The organism is Citrobacter sp. Cu096 (genome assembly GCF_030332285.1).
GTDB classification, from domain to species: domain Bacteria; phylum Pseudomonadota; class Gammaproteobacteria; order Enterobacterales; family Enterobacteriaceae; genus Citrobacter; species Citrobacter meridianamericanus.
On the sequence record NZ_JAOWID010000026.1, the window covers coordinates 109,490 to 132,084 of the forward strand.

The 22,595-nt window shown below is 52.7% G+C and carries 21 protein-coding genes; 11 read left to right on the forward strand and 10 right to left on the reverse strand.

From position 1 onward, the window contains the following. The first annotated feature begins 87 nt into the window (after positions 1–87). Positions 88–1,740, forward strand: coding sequence for a class I fumarate hydratase (locus tag OGX99_RS11810; RefSeq protein WP_151224962.1), 1,653 nt, complete (start codon positions 88–90; stop codon positions 1,738–1,740). A gap of 9 nt (positions 1,741–1,749) precedes the next feature. Next, positions 1,750–2,352: a cob(I)yrinic acid a,c-diamide adenosyltransferase gene (cobO, locus tag OGX99_RS11815; protein WP_187252785.1), complete on the forward strand. Its 603-nt coding sequence runs from the start codon at positions 1,750–1,752 to the stop codon at positions 2,350–2,352. A 57-nt stretch (positions 2,353–2,409) separates the two neighbouring features. On the opposite strand, the gene OGX99_RS11820 is transcribed toward cobO, so the two are convergent. Next, positions 2,410–3,312, reverse strand: a complete 903-nt coding sequence (locus tag OGX99_RS11820) for a LysR substrate-binding domain-containing protein (protein ID WP_151219554.1) — start codon at positions 3,310–3,312, stop codon at positions 2,410–2,412. A gap of 404 nt (positions 3,313–3,716) precedes the next feature. On the opposite strand from OGX99_RS11820, the gene cobA reads away from it, so the two are divergent. Next, positions 3,717–4,505 (forward strand): uroporphyrinogen-III C-methyltransferase, encoded by a 789-nt coding sequence (cobA, locus tag OGX99_RS11825; protein WP_151219553.1) that lies wholly within the window; start codon positions 3,717–3,719, stop codon positions 4,503–4,505. Here cobA and OGX99_RS11830 read toward each other — a convergent pair. Next, the gene (locus OGX99_RS11830) at positions 4,484–5,377 is read right to left on the reverse strand and encodes a PocR ligand-binding domain-containing protein (protein WP_252838015.1); all 894 of its coding nucleotides are present in this window, start codon (positions 5,375–5,377) and stop codon (positions 4,484–4,486) included. The two genes, cobA and OGX99_RS11830, sit on opposite strands and share 22 nt — an antisense overlap. A 372-nt stretch (positions 5,378–5,749) precedes the next feature. On the opposite strand from OGX99_RS11830, the gene otnK reads away from it, so the two are divergent. The 8 genes from otnK to OGX99_RS11870 are packed head-to-tail and all read left to right on the forward strand — an operon-like array spanning position 5,750 to position 12,510. Continuing rightward, the gene (otnK, locus tag OGX99_RS11835; RefSeq protein ID WP_151224961.1) at positions 5,750–7,006 is read left to right on the forward strand and encodes a 3-oxo-tetronate kinase; all 1,257 of its coding nucleotides are present in this window, start codon (positions 5,750–5,752) and stop codon (positions 7,004–7,006) included. Beyond that, complete coding sequence (otnC, locus tag OGX99_RS11840; protein ID WP_151219551.1) at positions 7,003–7,647, forward strand: 3-oxo-tetronate 4-phosphate decarboxylase; 645 nt, start codon at positions 7,003–7,005, stop codon at positions 7,645–7,647. The genes otnK and otnC overlap by 4 nt, the downstream gene beginning before the upstream one ends. A 6-nt stretch (positions 7,648–7,653) precedes the next feature. After that, positions 7,654–8,463, forward strand: a complete 810-nt coding sequence (locus OGX99_RS11845) for a DeoR/GlpR family DNA-binding transcription regulator (protein ID WP_187252788.1) — start codon at positions 7,654–7,656, stop codon at positions 8,461–8,463. Continuing rightward, positions 8,444–9,220 carry a hydroxypyruvate isomerase family protein gene (locus tag OGX99_RS11850; RefSeq protein WP_151219550.1) on the forward strand — a complete coding sequence of 259 codons (777 nt, stop codon included), beginning with the start codon at positions 8,444–8,446 and terminating at the stop codon, positions 9,218–9,220. The genes OGX99_RS11845 and OGX99_RS11850 overlap by 20 nt, the downstream gene beginning before the upstream one ends. A 34-nt stretch (positions 9,221–9,254) precedes the next feature. After that, on the forward strand, positions 9,255–10,067 hold the full coding sequence (locus OGX99_RS11855) for a beta-keto acid cleavage family enzyme (protein ID WP_286543647.1): 813 nt from the start codon (positions 9,255–9,257) through the stop codon (positions 10,065–10,067). Positions 10,068–10,088: 21 nt separating this feature from the next. Continuing rightward, entirely contained in the window at positions 10,089–11,435 is a 1,347-nt protein-coding gene (locus tag OGX99_RS11860) for a bile acid:sodium symporter family protein (RefSeq protein ID WP_286543648.1), read from the forward strand. 5 nt (positions 11,436–11,440) lie between these two features. After that, positions 11,441–11,860 (forward strand): GlcG/HbpS family heme-binding protein, encoded by a 420-nt coding sequence (locus OGX99_RS11865; RefSeq protein WP_151219689.1) that lies wholly within the window; start codon positions 11,441–11,443, stop codon positions 11,858–11,860. Beyond that, the gene (locus OGX99_RS11870; RefSeq protein ID WP_151219549.1) at positions 11,857–12,510 is read left to right on the forward strand and encodes an aspartate/glutamate racemase family protein; all 654 of its coding nucleotides are present in this window, start codon (positions 11,857–11,859) and stop codon (positions 12,508–12,510) included. The genes OGX99_RS11865 and OGX99_RS11870 overlap by 4 nt, the downstream gene beginning before the upstream one ends. A 99-nt stretch (positions 12,511–12,609) precedes the next feature. On the opposite strand, the gene sucD is transcribed toward OGX99_RS11870, so the two are convergent. From sucD to sdhC, 8 genes are all read right to left on the reverse strand, one after another. Next, a complete protein-coding gene (gene sucD / locus OGX99_RS11875; protein ID WP_003022929.1) occupies positions 12,610–13,479 on the reverse strand; it encodes a succinate--CoA ligase subunit alpha in 870 nt (289 codons plus the stop codon). Continuing rightward, on the reverse strand, positions 13,479–14,645 hold the full coding sequence (gene sucC / locus OGX99_RS11880; protein ID WP_003022927.1) for an ADP-forming succinate--CoA ligase subunit beta: 1,167 nt from the start codon (positions 14,643–14,645) through the stop codon (positions 13,479–13,481). The genes sucD and sucC overlap by 1 nt, the downstream gene beginning before the upstream one ends. A 90-nt stretch (positions 14,646–14,735) precedes the next feature. Beyond that, entirely contained in the window at positions 14,736–15,959 is a 1,224-nt protein-coding gene (gene odhB, locus OGX99_RS11885; protein ID WP_210904835.1) for a 2-oxoglutarate dehydrogenase complex dihydrolipoyllysine-residue succinyltransferase, read from the reverse strand. Between the two features lie 14 nt (positions 15,960–15,973). Next, a complete protein-coding gene (gene sucA, locus OGX99_RS11890; protein ID WP_151224956.1) occupies positions 15,974–18,775 on the reverse strand; it encodes a 2-oxoglutarate dehydrogenase E1 component in 2,802 nt (933 codons plus the stop codon). Between the two features lie 364 nt (positions 18,776–19,139). Next, positions 19,140–19,856 carry a succinate dehydrogenase iron-sulfur subunit SdhB gene (gene sdhB / locus OGX99_RS11895; RefSeq protein ID WP_003022921.1) on the reverse strand — a complete coding sequence of 239 codons (717 nt, stop codon included), beginning with the start codon at positions 19,854–19,856 and terminating at the stop codon, positions 19,140–19,142. A gap of 15 nt (positions 19,857–19,871) precedes the next feature. Then, entirely contained in the window at positions 19,872–21,638 is a 1,767-nt protein-coding gene (gene sdhA, locus OGX99_RS11900; RefSeq protein WP_003022919.1) for a succinate dehydrogenase flavoprotein subunit, read from the reverse strand. Further along, a complete protein-coding gene (gene sdhD, locus OGX99_RS11905; protein WP_005122550.1) occupies positions 21,638–21,985 on the reverse strand; it encodes a succinate dehydrogenase membrane anchor subunit in 348 nt (115 codons plus the stop codon). Before sdhD ends, sdhA begins: the two co-directional genes overlap by 1 nt. Then, a complete protein-coding gene (sdhC, locus tag OGX99_RS11910) occupies positions 21,979–22,383 on the reverse strand; it encodes a succinate dehydrogenase cytochrome b556 subunit (RefSeq protein ID WP_016152282.1) in 405 nt (134 codons plus the stop codon). The genes sdhD and sdhC overlap by 7 nt, the downstream gene beginning before the upstream one ends. Positions 22,384–22,595 lie beyond the last annotated feature (212 nt).

Genomic DNA, 22,595 nt, shown 5'->3' on the forward strand with positions numbered 1-22,595 from the left:
GCCGGATGGCGTTTCGCCTATCCGGCCTACGATTAGCGCGCTTATTTACGCCGTCATCCGGCAAAAATGAAGAGGTGAGAAGTAAACATGTCTAAACCATTTGTCTGGCAGGAGCTCTTTGTTCAGAGTAAAGATAGTACCGAGTATGAATTACTGAGTAACCAGCACGTAACGGTAACGGAGTTAGACGGAGAGGAAGTGATCAAGGTGGCGCCCGAAGCGTTAACCTTATTAGCACAGCAGGCATTTTATGAGGCTTCATTTTTTCTGCGCGCCGGACATTTGAAACAGATAGCCAGCATTTTGCACGACCCGCAGGCCAGCGGTAACGATAAGTACGTCGCATTACAACTGCTGCGCAACGCTGAAGTTTCGGCCAAAGGTGTCCTGCCTAACTGCCAGGACACCGGGACGGCAACCATTGTGGCCAGCAAAGGACAGCATGTCTGGACAGGCGGCGATGACGCCGAAGCCTTAAGCAAAGGCGTGTACACCACCTTCACCGAAAACAATCTGCGTTACTCGCAAAATGCCCCGTTGGACATGTATACCGAGATCAATACCCAGACTAACCTGCCGGCGCAAATCGACATCAGCGCCACGCCGGGTAACGAATATAAATTCCTGTTCGTCAACAAAGGCGGCGGTTCTGCCAATAAGGCGGCGCTATTCCAGGAAACTAAATCTATTCTGCAGCCGGAAAAGCTCACTGCTTTCCTGATCGAAAAAATGAAATCACTGGGTACCGCTGCTTGCCCGCCGTATCACATCGCTTTTGTGGTTGGAGGCTTGTCCGCCGATCAGGCCCTGAAGACAGCCAAACTGGCATCAACCAAATATTACGATAACCTGCCCACCAGCGGGAACGAGCTGGGTCAGGCGTTCCGCGATACAGCGCTGGAAGCCGAACTGCTCAATGCCAGCCGCGAGTTTGGCATCGGCGCGCAGTTTGGCGGCAAATACTTTGCCCACGATATCCGGGTGATCCGCCTGCCACGCCACGGCGGCTCCTGCCCTATCGCCATGGCCCTCTCTTGCTCAGCCGATCGCAACATCAAAGCCAAAATCAACAAACACGGTATCTGGCTGGAGAAACTTGAGCATAACCCGGGCAAATTTATCCCTGATTCACAGCGTGTGGAAAACGGTGCCCAGACCGTTCAACTGGATCTGAATCGTCCGTTACGCGAAATTCTGCATGACCTGTCCGCCCTACCGATCGGCACTCGTTTGTCGTTAAGCGGCCCAATTGTTGTTGCCCGAGATATCGCCCACGCAAACATCAAAGCGCGCCTGGATAACGGCGAACCGATGCCGGAATACATGAAAAAACATATCGTTTATTACGCCGGCCCCGCCAAAACCCCCGAAAACCAGGCCTGCGGTTCATTGGGTCCTACAACCGGCGGACGCATGGATGGATACGTCGATGCTTTCCAGGCACAAGGCGGAAGTCTCATTATGCTCACCAAGGGTAACCGCAGTCAGCAGGTCACTGATGCCTGTCACAAACACGGTGGATTTAGCCTCGGCAGCATTGGCGGCGCGGCGGCTCTACTGGCCCAGCAGTATGTGAAGAGCCTGCAGTGCCTTGAATATCCAGAGCTGGGAATGGAAGCGGTGTGGATGATGGAAGTTAAAAATATGCCTGCGTTCGTATTAGTAGACGACAAAGGCAATAACTTCTTTAGCCAGTTTGAGCAGCAGCATCGCTGCGCAACTTGTCCGGCAGGACACTAAGGAGTCACCATGGAAGCGCGAGCCAATAATGACAGGCACCGCCAGCGTCAGCAGAAACTGAAAGAGCAGGTTGATACCCGCGTGGCGGCGGCAACGGAGAAGAAAGGGATCCTGATAGTCTTCACCGGTAACGGTAAAGGAAAATCCACCGCAGCCTTTGGTACGGCAACGCGCGCGGTTGGTCACGGAAAAACCGTTGGCATCGCGCAGTTCATTAAGGGCCAGTGGGATAATGGTGAGTACAACACTTTGCAACCGCTCGGCGTCGAATTCCATATTATGGGGACTGGATTTACCTGGGAAACGCAGAATCGACAGGCAGATATCGAGGCAGCAACGACAGTCTGGCAGGAAAGTAAGCGCATGTTGGCTGATGCGCATTACGATCTGGTGGTGCTGGATGAGCTCACCTACATGCTGGCTTACCACTACCTGGATACCCAGGAGGTTCTCAACGCCATCGAAAATCGCCCTGCCCAGCAGAGCGTAATTGTCACTGGACGCGGATGCCACGCACGATTGCTGGAAATGGCCGATACGATCAGTGAAATTCGCCCGGTCAGGCACGCGTTTGACCGAGGAATTCAGGCGCAGGTTGGGATCGACTGGTAGTCATACGGCCTACAGCTCACAGAGTCGTAGGCCGAATTCAACGTAGCGCTGGGGCCATCAGATGGGCGACACCACGGATTTATTCAACAGCCAACTACGGAAAATCTGTAAATGTTCGGACTCTGATTTCTCTTCACGCCACGTCATGATAAAACGGTTCCCGGTGCGCATCGGGACATCGCAAGGAATAACCATATCACCACTGTCCAAATCGTGCTGAATGGCAAAACGGGGCAGCAGCGCAACGCCCAAATTAGAGCGGACCGCCGCAATCAGCATCGACAACAGATCAAACCTCGGTCCTTTATTCACCAGCGGACTGCTGACATCAGACAGTGCAAACCATTCCTGCCAGCCTTTGATACGCGTACTTTGATGCAACAGCGGGTATTCATTTAGCAGTTCATCAACCGTCAGTTTCCGTTCCGGCTCAGCCAGCAGACAGCGACTACATACCGGCAGGATTTCCTCTTCAAACAGGTACTCAACCTCTGACCACGGCGAGTAAAAGTCTTCACGCATAATTGCTGCGTCATACTCGCGATTGAGAAAATCACCGATATTCGCCAGCGAATGGATGTTCACAATAATATCTGGATTGAGTTTGTTAAACTCGCGCAAGTTTGGGATCAACCAGTGCGTGCTGAACGTCGGATTCACCGCCAGCTCAATAACCTGTACGGTCGGCTGCCAGGTCATTATTGTGGTCGTATCGCGCTCGAGTTTATTTAACGTTTCTTTAACGATACCTAAATAGTGTTTGCCCGCAGCATTTAAAAATATGCGCTTTTTGGCATGATTAAATAGTGCGGTATTAAGAAAATCCTCTAGTGCATTTACCTGGCGGAAAACAGCACTTTGAGTCAATGCCAGCTCTTCAGCTGCCCGGGTATAACTTTCGTGACGCGCAACCACTTCAAAAGTTACCAGCAACTCCGTCTTGGGTATTTTTCCTCTCATAACCTCTTCCATATGCAGCGTACAAAAATAGTTTAATTTATAAAAAATAATTCAAGGCACCCAGATAAGCACCGAGAGTTATATTTTATTTTATCCATTGATGTCATTGATCCAATCCATGATTTACTCACACTGACGACGGATAAATATTAACCAATAATACTCAAGCACAACAATAAACACAATTTAAATAAGGTTAAACCTAAGTAAAACGTGCCAATAAGTTCTTAATAATTTTTCAAGTCATCTTGTTTATTGCAGAAAAAACTTTGCGAGATTAATCAATATTATCCATGCCATAATTCCGGATAATTTCACGTTATAACTTACGGGCAAACGACTGCTTTTTATCATTCCTTGATGTAGTTTCTGCCATTTTTGTTAGACGTGATAAAGGACGCAATGTGAAAACTTTCGGAAAGGTCTGGCTCGTTGGAGCAGGTCCCGGTGATATTTCATTACTCACCCTCAAAGCGATGATGTGCATTAAACACGCAGACGTCATTATTTACGATCGGCTGGTCAATCCTAAAATTTTGGAATGGGCATTACCTGATTGTCTGCTTATCAATGTTGGCAAAAACCCGGGCTTCCACTGCGTCCCGCAGGATGAAATTAACGCACTACTTGTCCAGTATGCCCAAACGCATCACAACATTGTGCGCCTGAAGGGGGGCGATCCGTATGTTTTTGGCCGTGGGGCTGAAGAAGTTGAGGATCTCGTTGAGACCGGGATCCCTTTTGAAGTTGTGCCAGGGATCAGTTCTACTATTGGCGGTCTGACCTACGCTGGGATCCCGGTGACGCATCGCGAATTTGCCTCTGGCTTTCACGTAGTCACTGGCCATACGCGCGAAGGCAACCAGCAGCAGGACTGGCGTCAACTGGCGAAACTTAACGGTACGCTGGTCATCGTCATGGGTATCGCTAATCTGGCGTTTATTTGTGAAGAACTATTGATGGGCGGGAAAGCAGCAGACACGCCCGCCGCGCTAATTATGTCCGCGACCCGAGAAAATCAACGCCGCCTGACCTGTACGCTCGGTTCATTACTGAGCAAAGCGCAGGAAGCGAACATCCTTCCACCCGCGCTGATTGTCATTGGTGACGTGGTGACCCTGAGCGATCGGCTCTCTTTTATACCTGAAGCCATCTCGCTGCCGGAAAACCTTTACTGCGAAAGTCTGGCATGACGAAAAGACTGGGGCGACGTTTGATGCGCCGCCCGGAAAACGCGGCAAAAATAGCTGGTTTGCGCATATTGCAGTTTCCGGGCAATGCTGTCTATTGAATGAACCGGATCGTGTAATAACTCCCCCGCTTTCTGCATCTTTTTCTGGCTCACCCAGGTTTTAAAATTAACGCCCTGGCGTTTTTTGAAAAATCGGCTGAAGTAGTTTGCACTTAAGCAAACATGAGCCGCAACGGATTCCAAAGACAATTCACCATATAAATTCTCGTCAATGTAACGCAGTGCCGCCAGCAGTTTTTTCTCGTGTCGGGAAGGTTCTGTGAAATAATTCTGAATATGACCGACCGGTGGAATAACAACTTCTTCCAATTGTGGTTGCTCTTTCTCAAAATTATCAACAATAAAATTTAACAGATTTGCCGACGCCACCAGTGAATTATTATCTGCTTCCGCAACCTGATACCATTGTTCTTTTAATTCAATATTACCCATCCATAAATTATCATTATCAATGGCGATAGTTTTATACTCCTGATACTTTACACGGACCTGCCCACAGATAATAGAACCGTAAAGTTGCCCTTCACAAATTAATGGCATAGAAAACAAGCTTAACCCGGCATGACAGGTGAGTATTCTGGGTTTAAGCTGTCTTAGTGCTTCAAAAGCACAGTACTTATCGCACTTTTGACACCCCACTCGATAACGTTCATCTGCCCGCATTAATGTGCAGAACGAATTAAAATTATGATATTTAGACAATGGTATACCGTTAATATCCACGACTACCGACGCTAACCCAGTGGCACGGGAAAAGAGTTCTGCGATAGAAAAAAAATGGTGTAAATAGTCATTCTGGATTTTCAACTGCACGCTATCCCCCAGCATTAATTATATTAAAGCTGGTAATATGCAAAATTTAGTCTCAAGAAAAAATGATGTTTACCGCAAAAAATAATCTCATTTACGCAGATTATTATGATCAATTAGCAAGAGAATTATAGCGGACACGATAATACTCGGCTGCACACTACTGACTTTGCTTTCTCAAAGATTAACGAATCTTCACACTTCCTTGTGAGGCTCTTTTCGCAACGCTCATAATCTATCTCCATTCTTTTCAATAGATTACCCATTTTTACCATGAATCAATGATGTGCTTATTTGTGATAATCATCATGTGAATGTGAAAGGCCCTCCTGAATAATATGTTCAATTAGCAAACAATCTGAACGGAGTTGATCCATGGCCGTCACCACAGGCGTTATCGCCGACGATTTCACCGGCGCAACGGACATTGCAAGCTTTATGGCGCAGCAGGGGTGGCGCGTTGCGCTACTACCCGGAATGCCTGATGCCGCTCAATGCTGGAATGAAGAGGTTGACGCTATCGTCATCTCGCTGAAAAGCCGCTCATTACCCTCAGAACAGGCCGTCGCACAATCTCTGTCCTGTGCCCGCTGGCTGAAACAAAAGGCAGGTGTCCGCCAGATCTATTTTAAATATTGTTCGACGTTTGACTCCACGCCAACAGGCAACATTGGACCAGTCAGCGATGCGTTGATGAACGACCTGCAGACTCCCGTGATCGTCCACTGCCCCGCCCTGCCGCAAAACGGGCGCACGGTGGTGCATGGCCATCTTTTTGTAAATGGCGTACTGCTTAACGAGTCCGGAATGGAAAAGCATCCGCTCAATCCCATGACCGATGCCAGCCTGCCGCGCCTGCTGAGCGCACAAACGCCGGGGTCGGTTGGCTGCATCAACCTCAGAACGCTGCGTCAAGGTGTGGAAGCGGTCACTCATACTTTGGCCCAACTTCAGGCTGAAGGTACGCGTCACGTTATTGTCGATACGCTGGATGAAGCAGATCTCAACACGCTGGCGCAGGCACTCCATGCCAGCCCTCTGTTAGCCGGGGGATCCGGGCTTGGTGGTGCGCTGGCCGCCTGCGCCGGCGGTCGGCAAACCCAGCAGTCGGACGCTTTTCCACTGCCGGCAAAAACCGTGGTGTTCTCCGGTAGCTGTTCAGCAATGAGCAATCGCCAGGTTACTCGTTACAAAGCCGCGGCAGCATCTCGAGTGCTCGATGTGGCTCGCTGCCTGTTTGATGCAGAACGCTACACCGATGAACTGTGTGCCTGGGCGATGACGCATATCAGCGACCCATTCGCGCCGATGATTTACGCCACTCAGCCGCCAGAAGTACTTAAACGCATTCAACAGGAGTACGGCGAACAGTCTGCCAGCCAGGCAATCGAACACGCTTTCTCCCGACTGAGCGCAAAGCTACAGGTTGCAGGTGTAAACACATTTATCGTCGCAGGCGGTGAAACGTCCGGCACCGTTGTGGAAGCCCTGCAGGTGAAGCGTTTGTCCGTTGGCAAAACCATTGCGCCAGGCGTGCCGTGGGTATTTTCTTCAGGTCTGGCGCTGGCACTGAAGTCAGGCAACTTTGGTGACGAAGATTTCTTTTTTACTGCCCAGGAGTACGCATTATGAATCCGGTGAGTGAACACCAACTGCGCGAACTACTCGTCCATTATGGCCGTTCCCTGTTTGTGCGCGGCTACAGCAGCGGCGGTTCCGGCAATCTCAGCGCCAAATTGCCGGATGGCGGCTATCTGGTGACCCCGACCAACTCCTGCCTGGGCGAACTTGATCCGGCCACGCTAAGTCGGCTTGATGCCAACGGCGTTCATCTTAGCGGTGACAAACCCTCAAAAGAGGTTCCCATGCATCTGGCGTGGTATCGGCATCGGCCATCCTGCGGTGCAGTCGTACACCTGCATTCTCCATGGCTGACCGCACTCTCCTGCCTGCCGTGCGCCACGCCGGAAAACTGTCTGCCGCCATTAACGCCGTACTACGTGATGCGGGTCGGGCAGTTACCGCTGCTACCTTATTTCAAGCCCGGCCATGAAGGTATTGCCAGCGCACTGAGTGAAATTGCAGCAGACCATTCGGCAGCGCTGCTGGCCAATCATGGGCCGGTAGTAAGCGGTCGCTCGCTGCGTGAGGCAGTATTTAACGCCGAGGAGCTGGAAGACAGTGCTCGCATCTGGCTGACGTTAAAACCGCTCGGCTATGTTCCGCTCTCAGAAGAGGCGGTGGCCGAACTTGAACATTCCCGGCAAGCGTGAGGTGACATGATGATCCCCGAGCAACGACGTGATTTTATCTACCGCTACGTGCACGAAAAAAATGCCGCCTCATTTAATGAACTGGCAGATTTAATGAGCGTGTCGCATATGACCGTGCGTCGCGACATTCAATTGCTGGAAGAAGAAGGCAAAGTTATCGCCATTAACGGCGGCGTGAAGCTCAATAACCTGTTGAAATCTGAACTGCCATGGCGGGAAAAAGCCGAGTTGAATCATGATGTAAAGCGTAAAATGGGCCAGCTTGCCGCCATGCTCATTGAGCCCGGACAAACGCTGTATCTGGATGCAGGAACGTCGTTGTTTGAAGTGGCGAAAGCCGTTGCCGCCAGCCACTGTTTCAATCTGACGGTAGTCACCAACGATTTTTCCATCAGCCACTATTTGATGGATATGCCGCACATTACGCTCTATCACACCGGTGGCCTTGTAGATCAACGTAACCGCTCATGTCTTGGAAAAAGCGCCGCCAGTTTTTTGCACACCATTAATATTGACGTAGCGTTTCTAAGCTCCTCATCGTGGGATACCGAACGCGGTATGTCGACGCCGAGTGAAGGGAAAGCCTCGGTCAAAGAAGCGGTACTCACCGTCTCCCGGCGTCGGGTGTTGGTCTGCGACAGCAGTAAATTTGGCAAATACGGTATGTTCCACATCTGTGGTCTGCAGCAGTTAACCGACATTATTTCTGATAACCGGCTACCGGAAGACGCGCAACAAACGATTGCCAGTCAGGGCGTTAAGCTGCATCTGGTTGATGGCCTGGAGGGTGCGCGCCATGCTGAAGTTAGCGGCTAATCTCGACTGGTTGTTTACAGATTTACCGATAGCGGCGCGATTTGCGGCGGCGCAGACGGCCGGTTTTCGCGGTGTAGAAGGGCTATTTCTCTGGCAGCATCCGCTGGAACATTTGCAAGCCGCTCAGCGGGAAACATCCCTGCCGGTAGTGCTGATGAACGCGCCGGCTGGCAACTGGGCGCAAGGTGAACGAGGACTGGCCGCACAGCCCGGTCGCGACAAAGAATTTCACCATAGCCTGAACGTGGCGCGCGATTATGCCACGGCGCTGGGCTGTCGCCGGGTTCACATTATGGCGGGCTTGCGCTGCGGCGACCTGACGCTGCACGCCCAGCGCGATCTCCTGACAAATCGGCTGCGCATCGCCTGTGATGTGATGGCAGACGCGGAAATCGATGTACTGATTGAACCATTAAATTCGCAAGATATGCCCGGTTATTTTATTGACAGCTTCCCGTTGGCCGAATCAATTATTCACGAAGTTGCTAAGAAAAATATCGGTTTACAGTTTGATATTTACCACTGTCAGAAAATTCATGGCAACGTGGCGAAAAATATCGAACACTATTTTACCCTTATTAAACATTTTCAAATTGCTTCTGTTCCTTATCGTCATGAACCGGGAACCGGGGAGTTAAATGAAACATGGTTATTTAATTTTATAAGAAAAATGAATTACCAGGGCTGGATTGGCTGTGAATATCAACCGTCAACATCAGGGCCAGACGCATTAAACTGGATGACACCTTACCTATAATTTTAATATCTCTATCTCTGTATCGGAGGAAAAAATGTCGGATACTGTTATTATTTCGCTGGCACCCGTTGCCGCGGATTGCCCCAGAGTTATACCCGAAGAACTGGCGCAGGAAATACTCGCCAGCGTAGAACATGGCGCGTCCATCGTGCATTTACACGTTCGTGATAAACAGGGACGCCTGACGCCAGATACTATCGACTTTCAGGCTACCATTGACCGCGTTATGCACCATTCAGACCTGATTATTCAGGCTTCTACCGGCGGCGTCTCTTCGATGTCCATCGCCGAACGCTGCGCACCACTCGCCTGTCCCGGCGTAGAGATGGCTTCGCTGAACGTCGGTTCCGTCAACCTCGGTGATGCGGTGTATTTTAATCCCGCTCCGGACGTGGAATATTGTTCCCGGCAAATAACCGAACGCAATATCATCCCAGAGTTTGAAGTTTTTGAAATCGGCATGATTAATAACATCCTGACTCTTGAGGATAAATTAAAATTTCAAAAACCCATGCTCTTTAATATCGTTCTCGGCCACCGCGGCAGTACGCCTGCAACCATTGATGCATTAATTGCGTTGCGTAGCATGATTCCACGCGATGCCTTATGGGGAATTACCCATTTTGGTAGAAAGAATTTCGATATTATCGCTGCGGCTGTCGCTATGGGTGCCAGTGAAGTACGAATCGGCTTTGAAGATAGTTATTATTTAAGCGCCGAAGAAAAAGCGCAGCATAATTATCAGCAAGTCGCCAAACTCGCTACGCTCATTCGCAGTATGGATAAAAAAGTCGCCACGCCGGAAATTGCACGGCGTATGTTATCTATTCCCCCCCGGCAGCAATAACAACAGCAAGGACATTTCAACATGACTATGACCACTGTTATTCATAAAACCGGACTTGGCCTCAGCGTTGCGGGCGCGGCGCTGGCGATTATCGGCGCACTAATCCAGTCCGCGGCGCTGTGGCAGCCGGGGCTGGTGATGTTCACCGCCGGATTCGCCACCGGTGCGGGCTACTGGCCTGGTTTACGCAGCTATCAGTTTACATTGTGGATCATCGCCGGTTTTATGGCCGCCATGACCTGGTCTACGGATCTGATCGTCTGGGGCGGTTTCAATATCACCCATAAATGGATCGTGTTCCTCGTGATTCAGGCCACCATGTTCAGCATGGGCACGAAGCTAACGATCCAGGATTTTATTGATGTTGCCAAAATGCCGTGGGCTGTGTTTATCGGTACCTTCTGCCATTTCGTGATCATGCCCCTGCTCGGCCTGAGCATTACCCTGATCTTTGATTTTCCGCCTGAAGTCGCAGTAGGCATTTTATTGATTGGCGCTTGCCCAAGCGGTCTCTCATCTACGGTAATGGTTTACATCGCCAATGCTAACCTCGCGCTGGCGGTGTCAATCGCCGCAGTCTCAACGCTGGCGGCAACGGTAATGACGCCGCTGTGGGTCAACCTGCTGGCGGGCTCGATGATCGATATCCAACTCACCGCGATGGTGATGGACGTGGTGAAAATCGTATTAATTCCCATCGGCGCGGCAATTCTGCATGACTATCTGAAAACCTATGCCGGCGTGCGCGGCCGCCGTGTCGTCCAGATGCTGGCCGGGATCGGCGCGCTTTGGCTGCTGTATATGATTGCCGGCGGCTGGGACGCGCTGTTTGATCACGCCAGCGCCGAAGCACAGATGTACGCGGTGGTCCTCAACTTCGTGGCAGGCGGTCTCGTGTGGGCATTGTTCTACAACTGGCTGTATAGCCGTGTGGCGGGCGTGAAGAAGGTCATGCCAACCATCTCAATGATGGGGATCATTTTCTTTACCACCACCGCCGCCGCAGCCGGGCGCGACAACCTGGTACAGGTCGGCTTCCTGCTCTGTTTCGCCATGCTGATGCATAACCTCGGCGGCTTCCTGATTGGTTACCTGATGAGCCGCTGGATCTTCCGCATGGACGTACAGTCTGCCCGTACCGTGGCCTTTGAAGTCGGCCTGCAAAACGGCGGTATGGCGTCCGGGCTTGCCGCGGCGATGGGCAAACTGGCAACCGTAGGCCTCGCATCAGCGGTGATGACACCACTGGGCAACGTTAGCGGCTCGCTGCTCGCCAACTACTGGCGCAAAAAAGACGCCAGACAGGCGCAGGCAGCCGCAGCCAAAGATCCCGTTCAACCCGCTTGCGAAAATCTGTCGAAAGGATAATCACGATGACAACTCTCACTCTGGAACACGCCCAGCGCGCCGTAACCTGTGCGCTCGAGCTCGCCGAAACATGTTACGCAAATCGCCCGTTAAGCGTGGCCGTATGCGATGCCAATGGAGAACTGCTTAGCTTTGCACGAATGGATAACGCCAAACTGTTAACCATCGAGTTAACCCAGCGTAAAGCGCGTACCAGCAGCCGCCTGGGCTGCACCACGCAGGCATTTTTACAGCGTCTGCAGAAAGAGCAGCTGGATATTGGCTATTTTGCCGATCCGCGTTTTACGGCGCTGCCGGGTGGGATCCCGATTCTGCGCCAGGGGAAATGCCTCGGAGCCGTCGCGGTAGGCGGTTTATCCGCACAGGAAGATCATGATGCGGCGCTGGCCGTCGCGGAAACGTTACTTAAGGAGATAGCCCAATGAAAAAGGTCGCCATGCTACATACCAGCGCAGCCACACTTGCAATGATGCAACAGCTGATCGCCGACATTATGCCGGATGTTGAAGTTATGCACCTGGTTGAAGAATCCATGATCAAGCAGGTAATGAAGGCCCAGGGAGTGACTCCAGATATTGCCGCCCGCATCGCCGACTATGTACATATTGCTGAAAAGGCGGACTGCGATATCTTTATTACCGCCTGTTCCTCAATTGGTACTGCGGTGGAGCAATGTCAGTTTATGACCCCACTCCAGCTCGCGCGCATTGACTGCGCGATGGTGGAAGAGGCGATTGAAAAAGGTGAGCGAATCGCCGTCCTGGCGACCGTGGCAACCACGCTGAAGCCAACGCTGGATTACGTCCAGCGCAAAGTTCAACAGAGCGGTAAATCGCGAACCATTACGCCTGTATTAATGGAGGAGGCATTCCACGCGCTACTGGCGGGAGATATGGAGACCCATGACCGTATCGTTAGCGAAGGGTTACAGAGCGCCTTTACCCAAGCGGATGTCGTGATGCTGGCGCAGGCTTCGATGGCGCGCGTTCTACAACAGCTCCCTTCCCCGCCTGTGCCGGTAATGACCTCGCCGGAAAGCGGTATTCGCTGGCTGAAAACGCTGGCTGAAAGTTAAATTACTGGCAAAAAAAAAGGCCATCATCAGATGGCCAACCATGTCGAAACGGGACCAGCCCTTGACCATGCAGAAAGTCAGGGCTGTATTTTTTATTGCTTACTTAATAACGGTTTTCAGTGCTTCGCCGATATCGGCCAGGCTACGAACGGTTTTCACGCCCGCAGCTTCAAGAGCCGCGAATTTCTCGTCCGCAGTACCTTTACCGCCCGCGATGATCGCACCCGCGTGACCCATACGCTTACCTTTCGGCGCAGTCACACCCGCGATGTAACCCACAACCGGCTTGGTCACATGATCTTTGATATAAGCCGCGGCTTCTTCTTCCGCGCTACCGCCGATCTCACCGATCATAACGATCGCTTCAGTCTGCGGATCTTCCTGGAACAGTTTCAGGATATCGATAAAGTTAGACCCCGGGATCGGGTCGCCGCCGATGCCCACACAGGTAGACTGGCCGAAACCGTAGTCGGTGGTCTGCTTAACCGCTTCATAGGTCAGGGTGCCAGAACGGGAAACGATACCCACTTTACCCGGCTTGTGAATGTGACCCGGCATGATACCGATTTTACATTCGCCTGGGGTGATAACACCCGGGCAGTTCGGGCCAATCATGCGCACGCCAGCTTCATCCAGCTTCACTTTCACGGTCAGCATATCCAGGGTCGGGATGCCTTCGGTGATAGTGATAATCAGTTTGATGCCAGCATCAATCGCTTCCAGGATGGAGTCTTTGCAGAACGGTGCCGGAACGTAAATAACGGTCGCGGTTGCGCCCGTCGCTTCCACGGCTTCACGCACGGTGTTGAACACCGGCAGGCCCAGGTGCGTGGTGCCACCTTTACCTGGCGTTACACCGCCAACCATCTGCGTACCGTAAGCAATCGCTTGTTCGGAGTGGAATGTCCCCTGGCTACCGGTGAAGCCCTGGCAGATAACCTTGGTATCTTTATTAATTAAAACTGACATTATTTCCCCTCCACTGCGGCAACAACCTGCTGAGCTGCATCCGTCAGACTTTTCGCTGCAATAATATTCAGGCCGCTATCAGCCAGTTTTTTCGCGCCGAGTTCGGCGTTGTTGCCTTCCAGACGCACCACAACCGGGACGTTAACGCCGACTTCGGCAACCGCGCCGATGATACCGTCGGCGATCAGATCGCAACGTACGATACCGCCGAAGATGTTAACCAGGACGGCTTTAACATTGTCGTCAGAGAGAATAATTTTGAACGCTTCGGTCACGCGCTCTTTGGTGGCACCGCCGCCAACGTCGAGGAAGTTAGCCGGTTCGCCGCCGTGCAGCTTAACGATGTCCATGGTGCCCATTGCCAGGCCCGCACCGTTAACCATACAGCCGATATTGCCGTCGAGCGCAACGTAGTTCAGTTCCCACTGTGCAGCCTGCGCTTCACGCGGATCTTCCTGAGACTGGTCGCGCATTTCGCGCAGATCAGCCTGGCGGAACAGCGCGTTGCCGTCAGCGCCCAGCTTGCCGTCGAGGCAGATCAGGTCACCCTGCTTGGTTACAACCAGCGGGTTGATTTCGATCAGCGCCAGGTCGCGCTCCAGGAAAATGGTCGCCAGCCCCATGAAGATCTTGGTGAACTGCTGAACCTGTTTACCTTCCAGACCCAGTTTGAACGCCAGCTCACGTCCCTGGTAAGGCATCGGCCCTGCCAGCGGATCGAGCGCCACTTTGTGGATCAGGTGCGGGGTTTCTTCCGCGACTTTTTCAATTTCCACACCGCCTTCAGTAGAGGCCATGAAGACCACGCGACGGGAGCTACGGTCAACCACTGCGCCGAGGTAAAGTTCTTTACCGATGTCGGTCGCTGCTTCAACCAGAATCTGATTTACCGGTTGACCATGGGCGTCTGTCTGGTAAGTGACCAGACGTTTACCCAGCCAGTGTTCAGCAAAAGCGCGAATGTCTTCTTTGCTGTTCACAACTTTCACACCGCCCGCTTTACCGCGGCCACCAGCGTGAACCTGACATTTCACTACCCACGGGCCAGCGCCGATTTTTGAAGCGGCTTCTTCTGCTTCACGCGGAGTAGTACAGGCATAACCCACCGGTGCCGGTAAGCCATAGCGGGCAAAAAGTTGTTTTGCCTGATATTCATGTAAGTTCATGTGTTCTGTCCATCCTTCAGGTAATCGTTATCTTTTACCCGTAGGCCTGATAAGCGTCCAGGCCTACGGGGCAGGTGATACTCTTATTAACTACACGTCCAGCAGCAGACGCGTTGGATCTTCCAGCAACTCTTTAATGGTTACCAGGAAGCCGACTGACTCACGACCATCGATCAGACGGTGGTCATAAGACAGCGCCAGATACATCATCGGCAGGATTTCAACCTTACCGTCTACGGCCATCGGACGATCTTTGATGGCATGCATACCCAGGATGGCGCTCTGCGGTGGGTTGATGATCGGCGTAGACATCAGGGAACCGAATACACCACCGTTAGTAATGGTGAAGTTACCGCCCGTCAGATCTTCCACCGTCAGCTTGCCGTCGCGACCTTTAACTGCCAGTTCTTTAATATTTTTCTCGATGTCCGCCATACCCAGCAGATCCACATCGCGCAGAACCGGCGTTACCAGACCACGTGGCGTGGAGACCGCCATGCTGACATCAAAGTAGTTGTGGTATACCACGTCATCACCATCGATGGACGCGTTGACTTCCGGATAGCGTTTCAGCGCTTCAACCACCGCTTTCACGTAGAAAGACATAAAGCCCAGACGGATACCGTGGCGTTTCTCAAACGCGTCACCGTACTGCTTACGCAGATCCATGATTGGCTTCATGTTGACTTCGTTAAATGTGGTCAGCATCGCGGTGGAATTTTTCGCTTCCAGCAGACGCTCAGCCACGCGTTTGCGCAGACGGGTCATCGGAACACGTTTTTCACCACGCGCGCCAAGTTGAGCCTGTGACGCAGGTGCAGCGGCTGGCGCTTTGGATTCTGCTTTCGCCGCCGGTGCTTTGGCCAGATGTTTTTCAACATCTTCACGTGTGATACGACCACCGACGCCGGTGCCGTTAATGGCGTTGGCTTCGAGGTTATGCTCACCCAGCAGGCGACGGATCGCCGGGCTCAGGGCATCGTTGTTCTGCTCAGCAAGAGACGCCTGTTGGCGCTGTGCAGGAGTAGAATCTTTCTCTTCAGACTTGGCACTGGTCTCTTTACCGGTGCTGTTGCCTTCACGCAGGCGACCAAGGATCTGGCGAGAAGTGACGGTTGTCCCTTCATCTTCCAGAACCGCATCAAGAATACCGTCCGCTGATGCCGGTACTTCCAGTACCACTTTGTCAGTTTCGATTTCTACCAGTACTTCATCACGACGTACTGCATCGCCCGGTTTTTTGTGCCAGGTTGCAACCGTTGCATCCGCTACGGATTCAGGCAGGTCGGGAACAAGAATATCTACGCTACTCATTATTTATCCTTTATTTAATCGACGTTCAGCGCGTCATTAACCAGATCTTGTTGCTGCTTCTGGTGAACAGACATATATCCTACTGCCGGGGAGGCAGAGGCCGGGCGACCTGCATAACGCAGAGCGGACCCAAATGGAATTACTTCACGGAAATGATGCTGGCTGCAGTACCATGCGCCCTGGTTGAGCGGCTCTTCCTGGCACCAGACAAAATCATGTACATGAGCAAACGGTTTCAGCGCTTCCTGCACCGCTTTATGCGGGAACGGATAGAGCTGTTCGATGCGCACAATGGCAACATCTTTTTGGTCGTTCTTGCGGCGTTGCTCCAGCAGGTCGTAATAAACCTTACCAGAACACATCACGACACGCTTCACGCCTTTCGGATCAAGTTCATCTACTTCGCCAATGGCTGGCAGGAAGGTGCCATTTGCCAGTTCGTCCAGCGTGGACACTGCCAGCGGATGCCGCAGCAGCGACTTCGGTGACATCACCACCAGCGGACGACGCATCCCGCGCAGTGCCTGACGACGCAGCATGTGGTAGACCTGTGCCGGGGTGGACGGGACGCAAACCTGCATGTTTTGCTCAGCGCAAAGTTGCAAATAACGTTCCAGACGTGCGGAGGAGTGCTCCGGGCCCTGACCTTCATAGCCGTGTGGTAGCAGCATAACCAGACCGCACATACGGCCCCACTTCTGCTCGCCGGAAGAGATGAACTGGTCGATAACGACCTGAGCACCGTTGGCAAAGTCGCCAAACTGCGCTTCCCAGATGGTCAGCGTACGCGGTTCTGCTGTGGCATAACCATACTCGAACGCCAGCACGGCTTCTTCAGACAGCACGGAGTCCCATACGCGGAACGTGCCCTGGCCGTTATGCACATGCTGCAGCGGCGTGTAGGTTGAACCGTTCGCCTGGTTATGGATCACTGCGTGACGGTGGAAGAAGGTTCCACGACCGGAGTCTTCACCCGACAGACGAACTGGGATGCCTTCGTCAACCAGCGTGGCATAAGCCAGATTCTCTGCCCCACCCCAGTCGAACAGCTTCTCGCCTGCGGCCATGGCCTGACGGTCACCGTAAATTTTGGCAACGCGCGACTGCATTTCAACGGCTTCAGGCACGGTACTGATGCGTTTTGCCAGCTCCTGCAGACGCTTCATTTCTACCTTGTTCGGGTAGCTTTCGTCCCACTCGTGGTTGAGGTACGGCGACCAGGTGAAGGAGTGCATGTTCATTGGACGCCACTCTTTCACCACGCATTCGCCAGCATCCAGCGCGTCACGATACAGATTGACCATTTCGGTCGCATCTTCCAGCGTGGCGACTTTATCCGCTTCCAGCTTGTCAGCGTAGATTTTACGCGGGGTCGGATGCTTTTTGATTTTCTGATACATCAGCGGCTGAGTTGCACTCGGCTCGTCGGCTTCGTTGTGGCCATGACGGCGGTAGCACACCAGATCGATGAACACATCGCGTTTGAAGGTATTACGGAAGTCCAGCGCCAGACGCGTCACGAAAGCGACCGCTTCCGGGTCATCCGCGTTAACGTGGAAGATTGGCGCCTGAACCATCTTACCGATGTCGGTGCAGTACGGCGTAGAACGCGCATCCAGCGGGTTAGAGGTAGTAAAGCCCACCTGGTTGTTGATCACGATGCGAACGGTACCGCCCACTTCGTAACCACGCGCTTTCGACATGTTCAGGGTTTCCTGAACCACGCCCTGCCCGGTTACCGCCGCATCGCCGTGGATGGTGATTGGCAGTACCTTGTTGCTGCTTGGCTCGTCCAGACGATCCAGACGCGCGCGCACGGAACCGATAACCACCGGGCTAACGATTTCCAGGTGCGACGGGTTAAACGCCAGCGCCAGGTGAACCAGACCGCCTTCGGTTTCGATATCCGACGAGAAGCCCATGTGATACTTCACGTCGCCGGTACCGAGGTGTTCTTTATGTTTGCCAGCGAACTCGTCGAACAGGTCCTGCGGTTTTTTACCCAACACGTTGACCAGCACGTTCAGACGGCCACGGTGCGCCATACCCAGCACCACTTCACGGGTACCACTGTTGCCGGCGTGGCGGATCATCTCTTTGAGCATTGGGATTAACGCATCCCCGCCTTCCAACGAGAAGCGTTTCGCTCCCGGGAACTTCGCGCCCAGGTAGCGTTCCAGACCTTCCGCAGCGGTCAGTTCGCTGAGGAAGCGTTTCTTCTCTTCACTACTGAACGCGGCGCGGCCAGACTCGATACGCTGTTGAAGCCAGCGTTTTTCTTCAGTGCTGGTAATGTGCATATACTCGGCGCCAATCGGGCCGCAGTAGGTTTGTTTCAGCGCGACAACCAGGTCGCTCAGCTTCATCGTGTCTTTGCCGCCGGCAAAAGAACCTACGTTAAAGCTTTCCTGGAAATCCGCATCGGTCAGATCGTGGAAGGACGGATCCAGATCGGCCACATTTTCTTGCTGCCACAGTCCCAGCGGATCGAGATTCGCATGCTGATGACCGCGGAAACGGTAGGCGTTAATGAGCTGCAGGACTTTAACCTGCTTCACATTGGCATCAGGATCGGAAATAGAAGAAGAGTAACGTGGGGTAATCAACGCCTGCCGACGGAAATAATCACGTGTTTTTGAGTGGAGTTGATCCGGTTTGACTCCGGTACCAGGTAACTGCTGGAACGTCGAACGCCAGTTAGCATCTACCGAGTCAGGGTCGGTTAAGAAGTCTTCATAGAGCTGTTCTATCCAGCTCTGGTTTGAACCAGAGAGGTAAGAAGAGTCCAACCAGGCTTTCAAAGCGCTGTTCTGCATCGTGATCCCTTAAGCATCTTTTCTGCTTATTTAATACTCTAAATAGATCACGTTTCAGGAAGGCGGCAAGCTTGCGAATCCCTGGGAGCTTACATCCAGTAAGTGACCAGGGTGAGCAAGTGCAGCCAACGCACATGCAACGTGATCTATGACGAGTATTTCGCCGTGGATACTACCACGCACACCGATGTGCGTGCCGGGGTTCACTTGTTGCGGACTGTCGTGTTTTCTGCGTCCGCTAAGGAACCTTTAAAAACTGTCTAATAATCTTCGCTGTTCAGGCTGCGATTATTGCTATCAATGTGGCAGTTTTTAGAGGTTTCCTGCACTACCGGGGAATCACTTCCCCGGCAACAACAACTATTTATGCACTACGTTTGAGCAGCATCGACTTAATATGGCCGATGGCACGCGTCGGGTTCAGCCCTTTAGGACATACACTGACGCAGTTCATGATGCTATGGCAGCGGAATACGCTGAAAGCATCACTTAAACCTTCCAGGCGGCTGTCGGTCTCGGTATCGCGGCTATCAATTAAGAAGCGATACGCGGCCAGCAGGCCAGCCGGGCCAATAAACTTGTCCGGGTTCCACCAGAACGATGGGCAGGACGTTGAGCAGCATGCACACAAAATACATTCATACAGCCCATCGAGCTTCTCACGCTGCTCAGGCATTTGTAAATGCTCACGAGCCGGCGGATTTTTCCCATTATTCAACAAGTAAGGCTTAATCTTCTCATACTGTGCGTAGAATTGCCCCATGTCTACCACCAAATCGCGCACAACCGGTAAGCCCGGCAGCGGGCGAATGACAATTTTCTTGCCCGGCTGATTCAGCGCAGAAATAGGTGTGATACAGGCCAGTCCATTTTTGCCGTTCATATTCAGACCGTCGGAGCCGCAGACCCCTTCACGGCAGGAGCGGCGGAACGACAGCGATGGGTCTTTTTCTTTCAGCTGCATCAACGCATCCAGCAGCATCATGTCGCGCCCTTCTTCCGCCTCCAGGGTGTAATCCTGCATGCGCGGAGCGTCGTCAACATCCGGGTTATAGCGATAAACTGAAAACTCGAGTTTCATTGTCCTGTCTCCGCATTAATAAGTACGAATCTTCGGCGGGAATGCCGGGCGCAGCTTCGGTTCCATATTGACTTGACGTCGCGTCATGGATTCCGACTCTGGCAGGTACAGGGAATGGCACAGCCAGTTTTCATCATCACGTTCCGGGAAGTCGAAGCGGCTATGCGCGCCACGGCTTTCGGTACGGAAGTTTGCAGATACTGCGGTGGCGTACGCGGTCTCCATCAGGTTATCCAGTTCCAGGCACTCAACACGCTGGGTGTTGAACTCGCTGGAGGTATCGTCCAGACGGGCATTTTTCAGACGCTCGCGAATCGCTTTCAGCTCTTCCAGACCTTTCGCCATCGCATCGCCTTCGCGGAATACCGAGAAGTTGTGCTGCATACATTCCTGCAGCGCTTTGCGAATCGCCACCGGGTCTTCACCGTTGCGGTTGCCGTTCCAGCGATTCAGGCGCGCCAGAGAAGCATCGATTTCATCTTCGGTCGCATCCAGCAGGTCGCCCTGCTCGGCGATAGACTCTTGCAGATGCAGCCCCACCGCACGACCAAACACCACCAGGTCCAGCAGCGAGTTGCCGCCCAGACGGTTTGCACCATGAACCGATACACAGGCAATTTCACCAACGGCAAACAATCCAGGGATCACCACATCTTCGCCCTGCTCGTTTACGGTCAACGCCTGGCCGGTTACTTTGGTCGGAATACCGCCCATCATATAGTGGCAGGTTGGGATAACCGGGATCGGCTCTTTCACCGGATCAACGTGAGCGAAGGTGCGAGACAGCTCGAGAATGCCCGGCAGACGGGATTCCAGTACTTCTTTACCCAGGTGGTCAAGTTTCAGCTTGGCGTGCGGGCCCCATGGGCCGTCGCAGCCGCGACCTTCACGGATTTCGATCATGATGGAACGCGCCACCACGTCACGACCCGCCAGGTCTTTCGCATTTGGCGCATAACGCTCCATAAAGCGCTCGCCGTGTTTATTCAGCAGGTAGCCACCTTCACCACGGCAGCCTTCTGTGACCAGAACACCCGCACCGGCGATACCGGTTGGGTGGAACTGCCACATCTCCATATCCTGCACCGGAACACCGGCGCGGATAGCCATACCAACGCCGTCACCGGTGTTGATGTGGGCATTAGTAGTGGACTGATAAATACGGCCAGCACCACCAGTCGCCAGCACGGTTGCGCGAGCTTTGAAGTAAACGACTTCACCGGTTTCGATACACAGCGCGGTACAACCGACAATCGCGCCATCGGCATTTTTAACCAGATCCAGCGCATACCATTCTGAGAAGATGGTGGTATGGTTTTTCAGGTTCTGCTGATACAGCGTGTGCAACAGCGCATGACCGGTACGGTCTGCCGCGGCTGCGGTACGTGCCGCCTGCTCACCGCCGAAGTTCTTCGACTGGCCGCCAAACGGACGTTGATAAATGGTGCCATTATCAAGGCGAGAGAACGGCAGCCCCATGTGATCCAGCTCCAGAATCGCTTCCGGACCGGTCTTACACATATATTCAATAGCGTCCTGATCACCAATGTAGTCCGACCCTTTTACGGTGTCGTACATGTGCCATTCCCAGTTATCTTCATGGGTATTACCGAGCGCAACGGTGATACCACCTTGCGCAGATACGGTATGGGAACGGGTTGGGAACACCTTGGAGAGCAGCGCACAGGTCTGACCGCTCTGGGAAATTTGCAGCGCCGCGCGCATACCTGCGCCGCCGGCACCAATCACAACAGCATCAAATTCTCTGACTGGCAGTTTCATTACACACCCCACACCACAACAAATCCATAAATGACGTAAACCACCAGCGCAACGACGATAGCCAGTTGCAGAATCAGGCGCACAGCCAGAGGTTTAACGTAGTCGGTCAACACCTGCCACATGCCGATCCAGGCATGAATCAAGATGGAAAAAAGTGCCAGCAGGGTGAAGACTTTGGTGAATGCCGATGAGAAGAAACCGGTCCAGACTTCAAACGTCAGCTCGCCGCTGGTGGCGAAGAAGCCGACCATATAGATGATGTATAACGTCAGAACGATAGCGGTAGCACGAACCAGAATGAAGTCATGTACGCCGTTGCGTCCTAATGCGGAGGCGTTGCTTACCATACGAGGACTCCTGCGAGAAGTGAAAGCACGACAATGATAACGAAACAAATTTTGGCGGAGCGTGTCCCTGCTTCGAGGGTTTCTTCGATATAGCCAAAATCCATCAACAGATGGCGAATGCCCATTACGGCGTGATATGCCAGCGCAATCAGGATCCCCCACAGAATTAACTCCACAAAGAAGTTATTCATAATGGATGACGCCGCGAGGAAACCTTCAGGGGAGGAAAGGCTGGTACCCAATAACCACAACAGAATCCCGACCGCCACGAAGGTGATCACTCCGGATACGCGATGGAGAATGGACGCTATCGCCGTGATTGGGAACCGGATCGTTTGCAGATCCAGATTGACAGGTCTTTGTTTTTTCACATTTCTTATCATGAATAACGCCCACATGCTGTTCTTATTATTCCCTTTGGACTTCGGGTACAGAAGATGAAGACACCTGTAGCCTGAAAGACGACGGGATTTCCTTCCTCCGGTCTGCGTGCGGGTCAGACAGCGTCCTTACTATAACTACGCGTCATATAAAACACTGCTTCCAGATGCTAAAACGACACGTTACAACGCTGGTTGGCTCGGGATTGCAGGGTATTCCGGAGACCTGG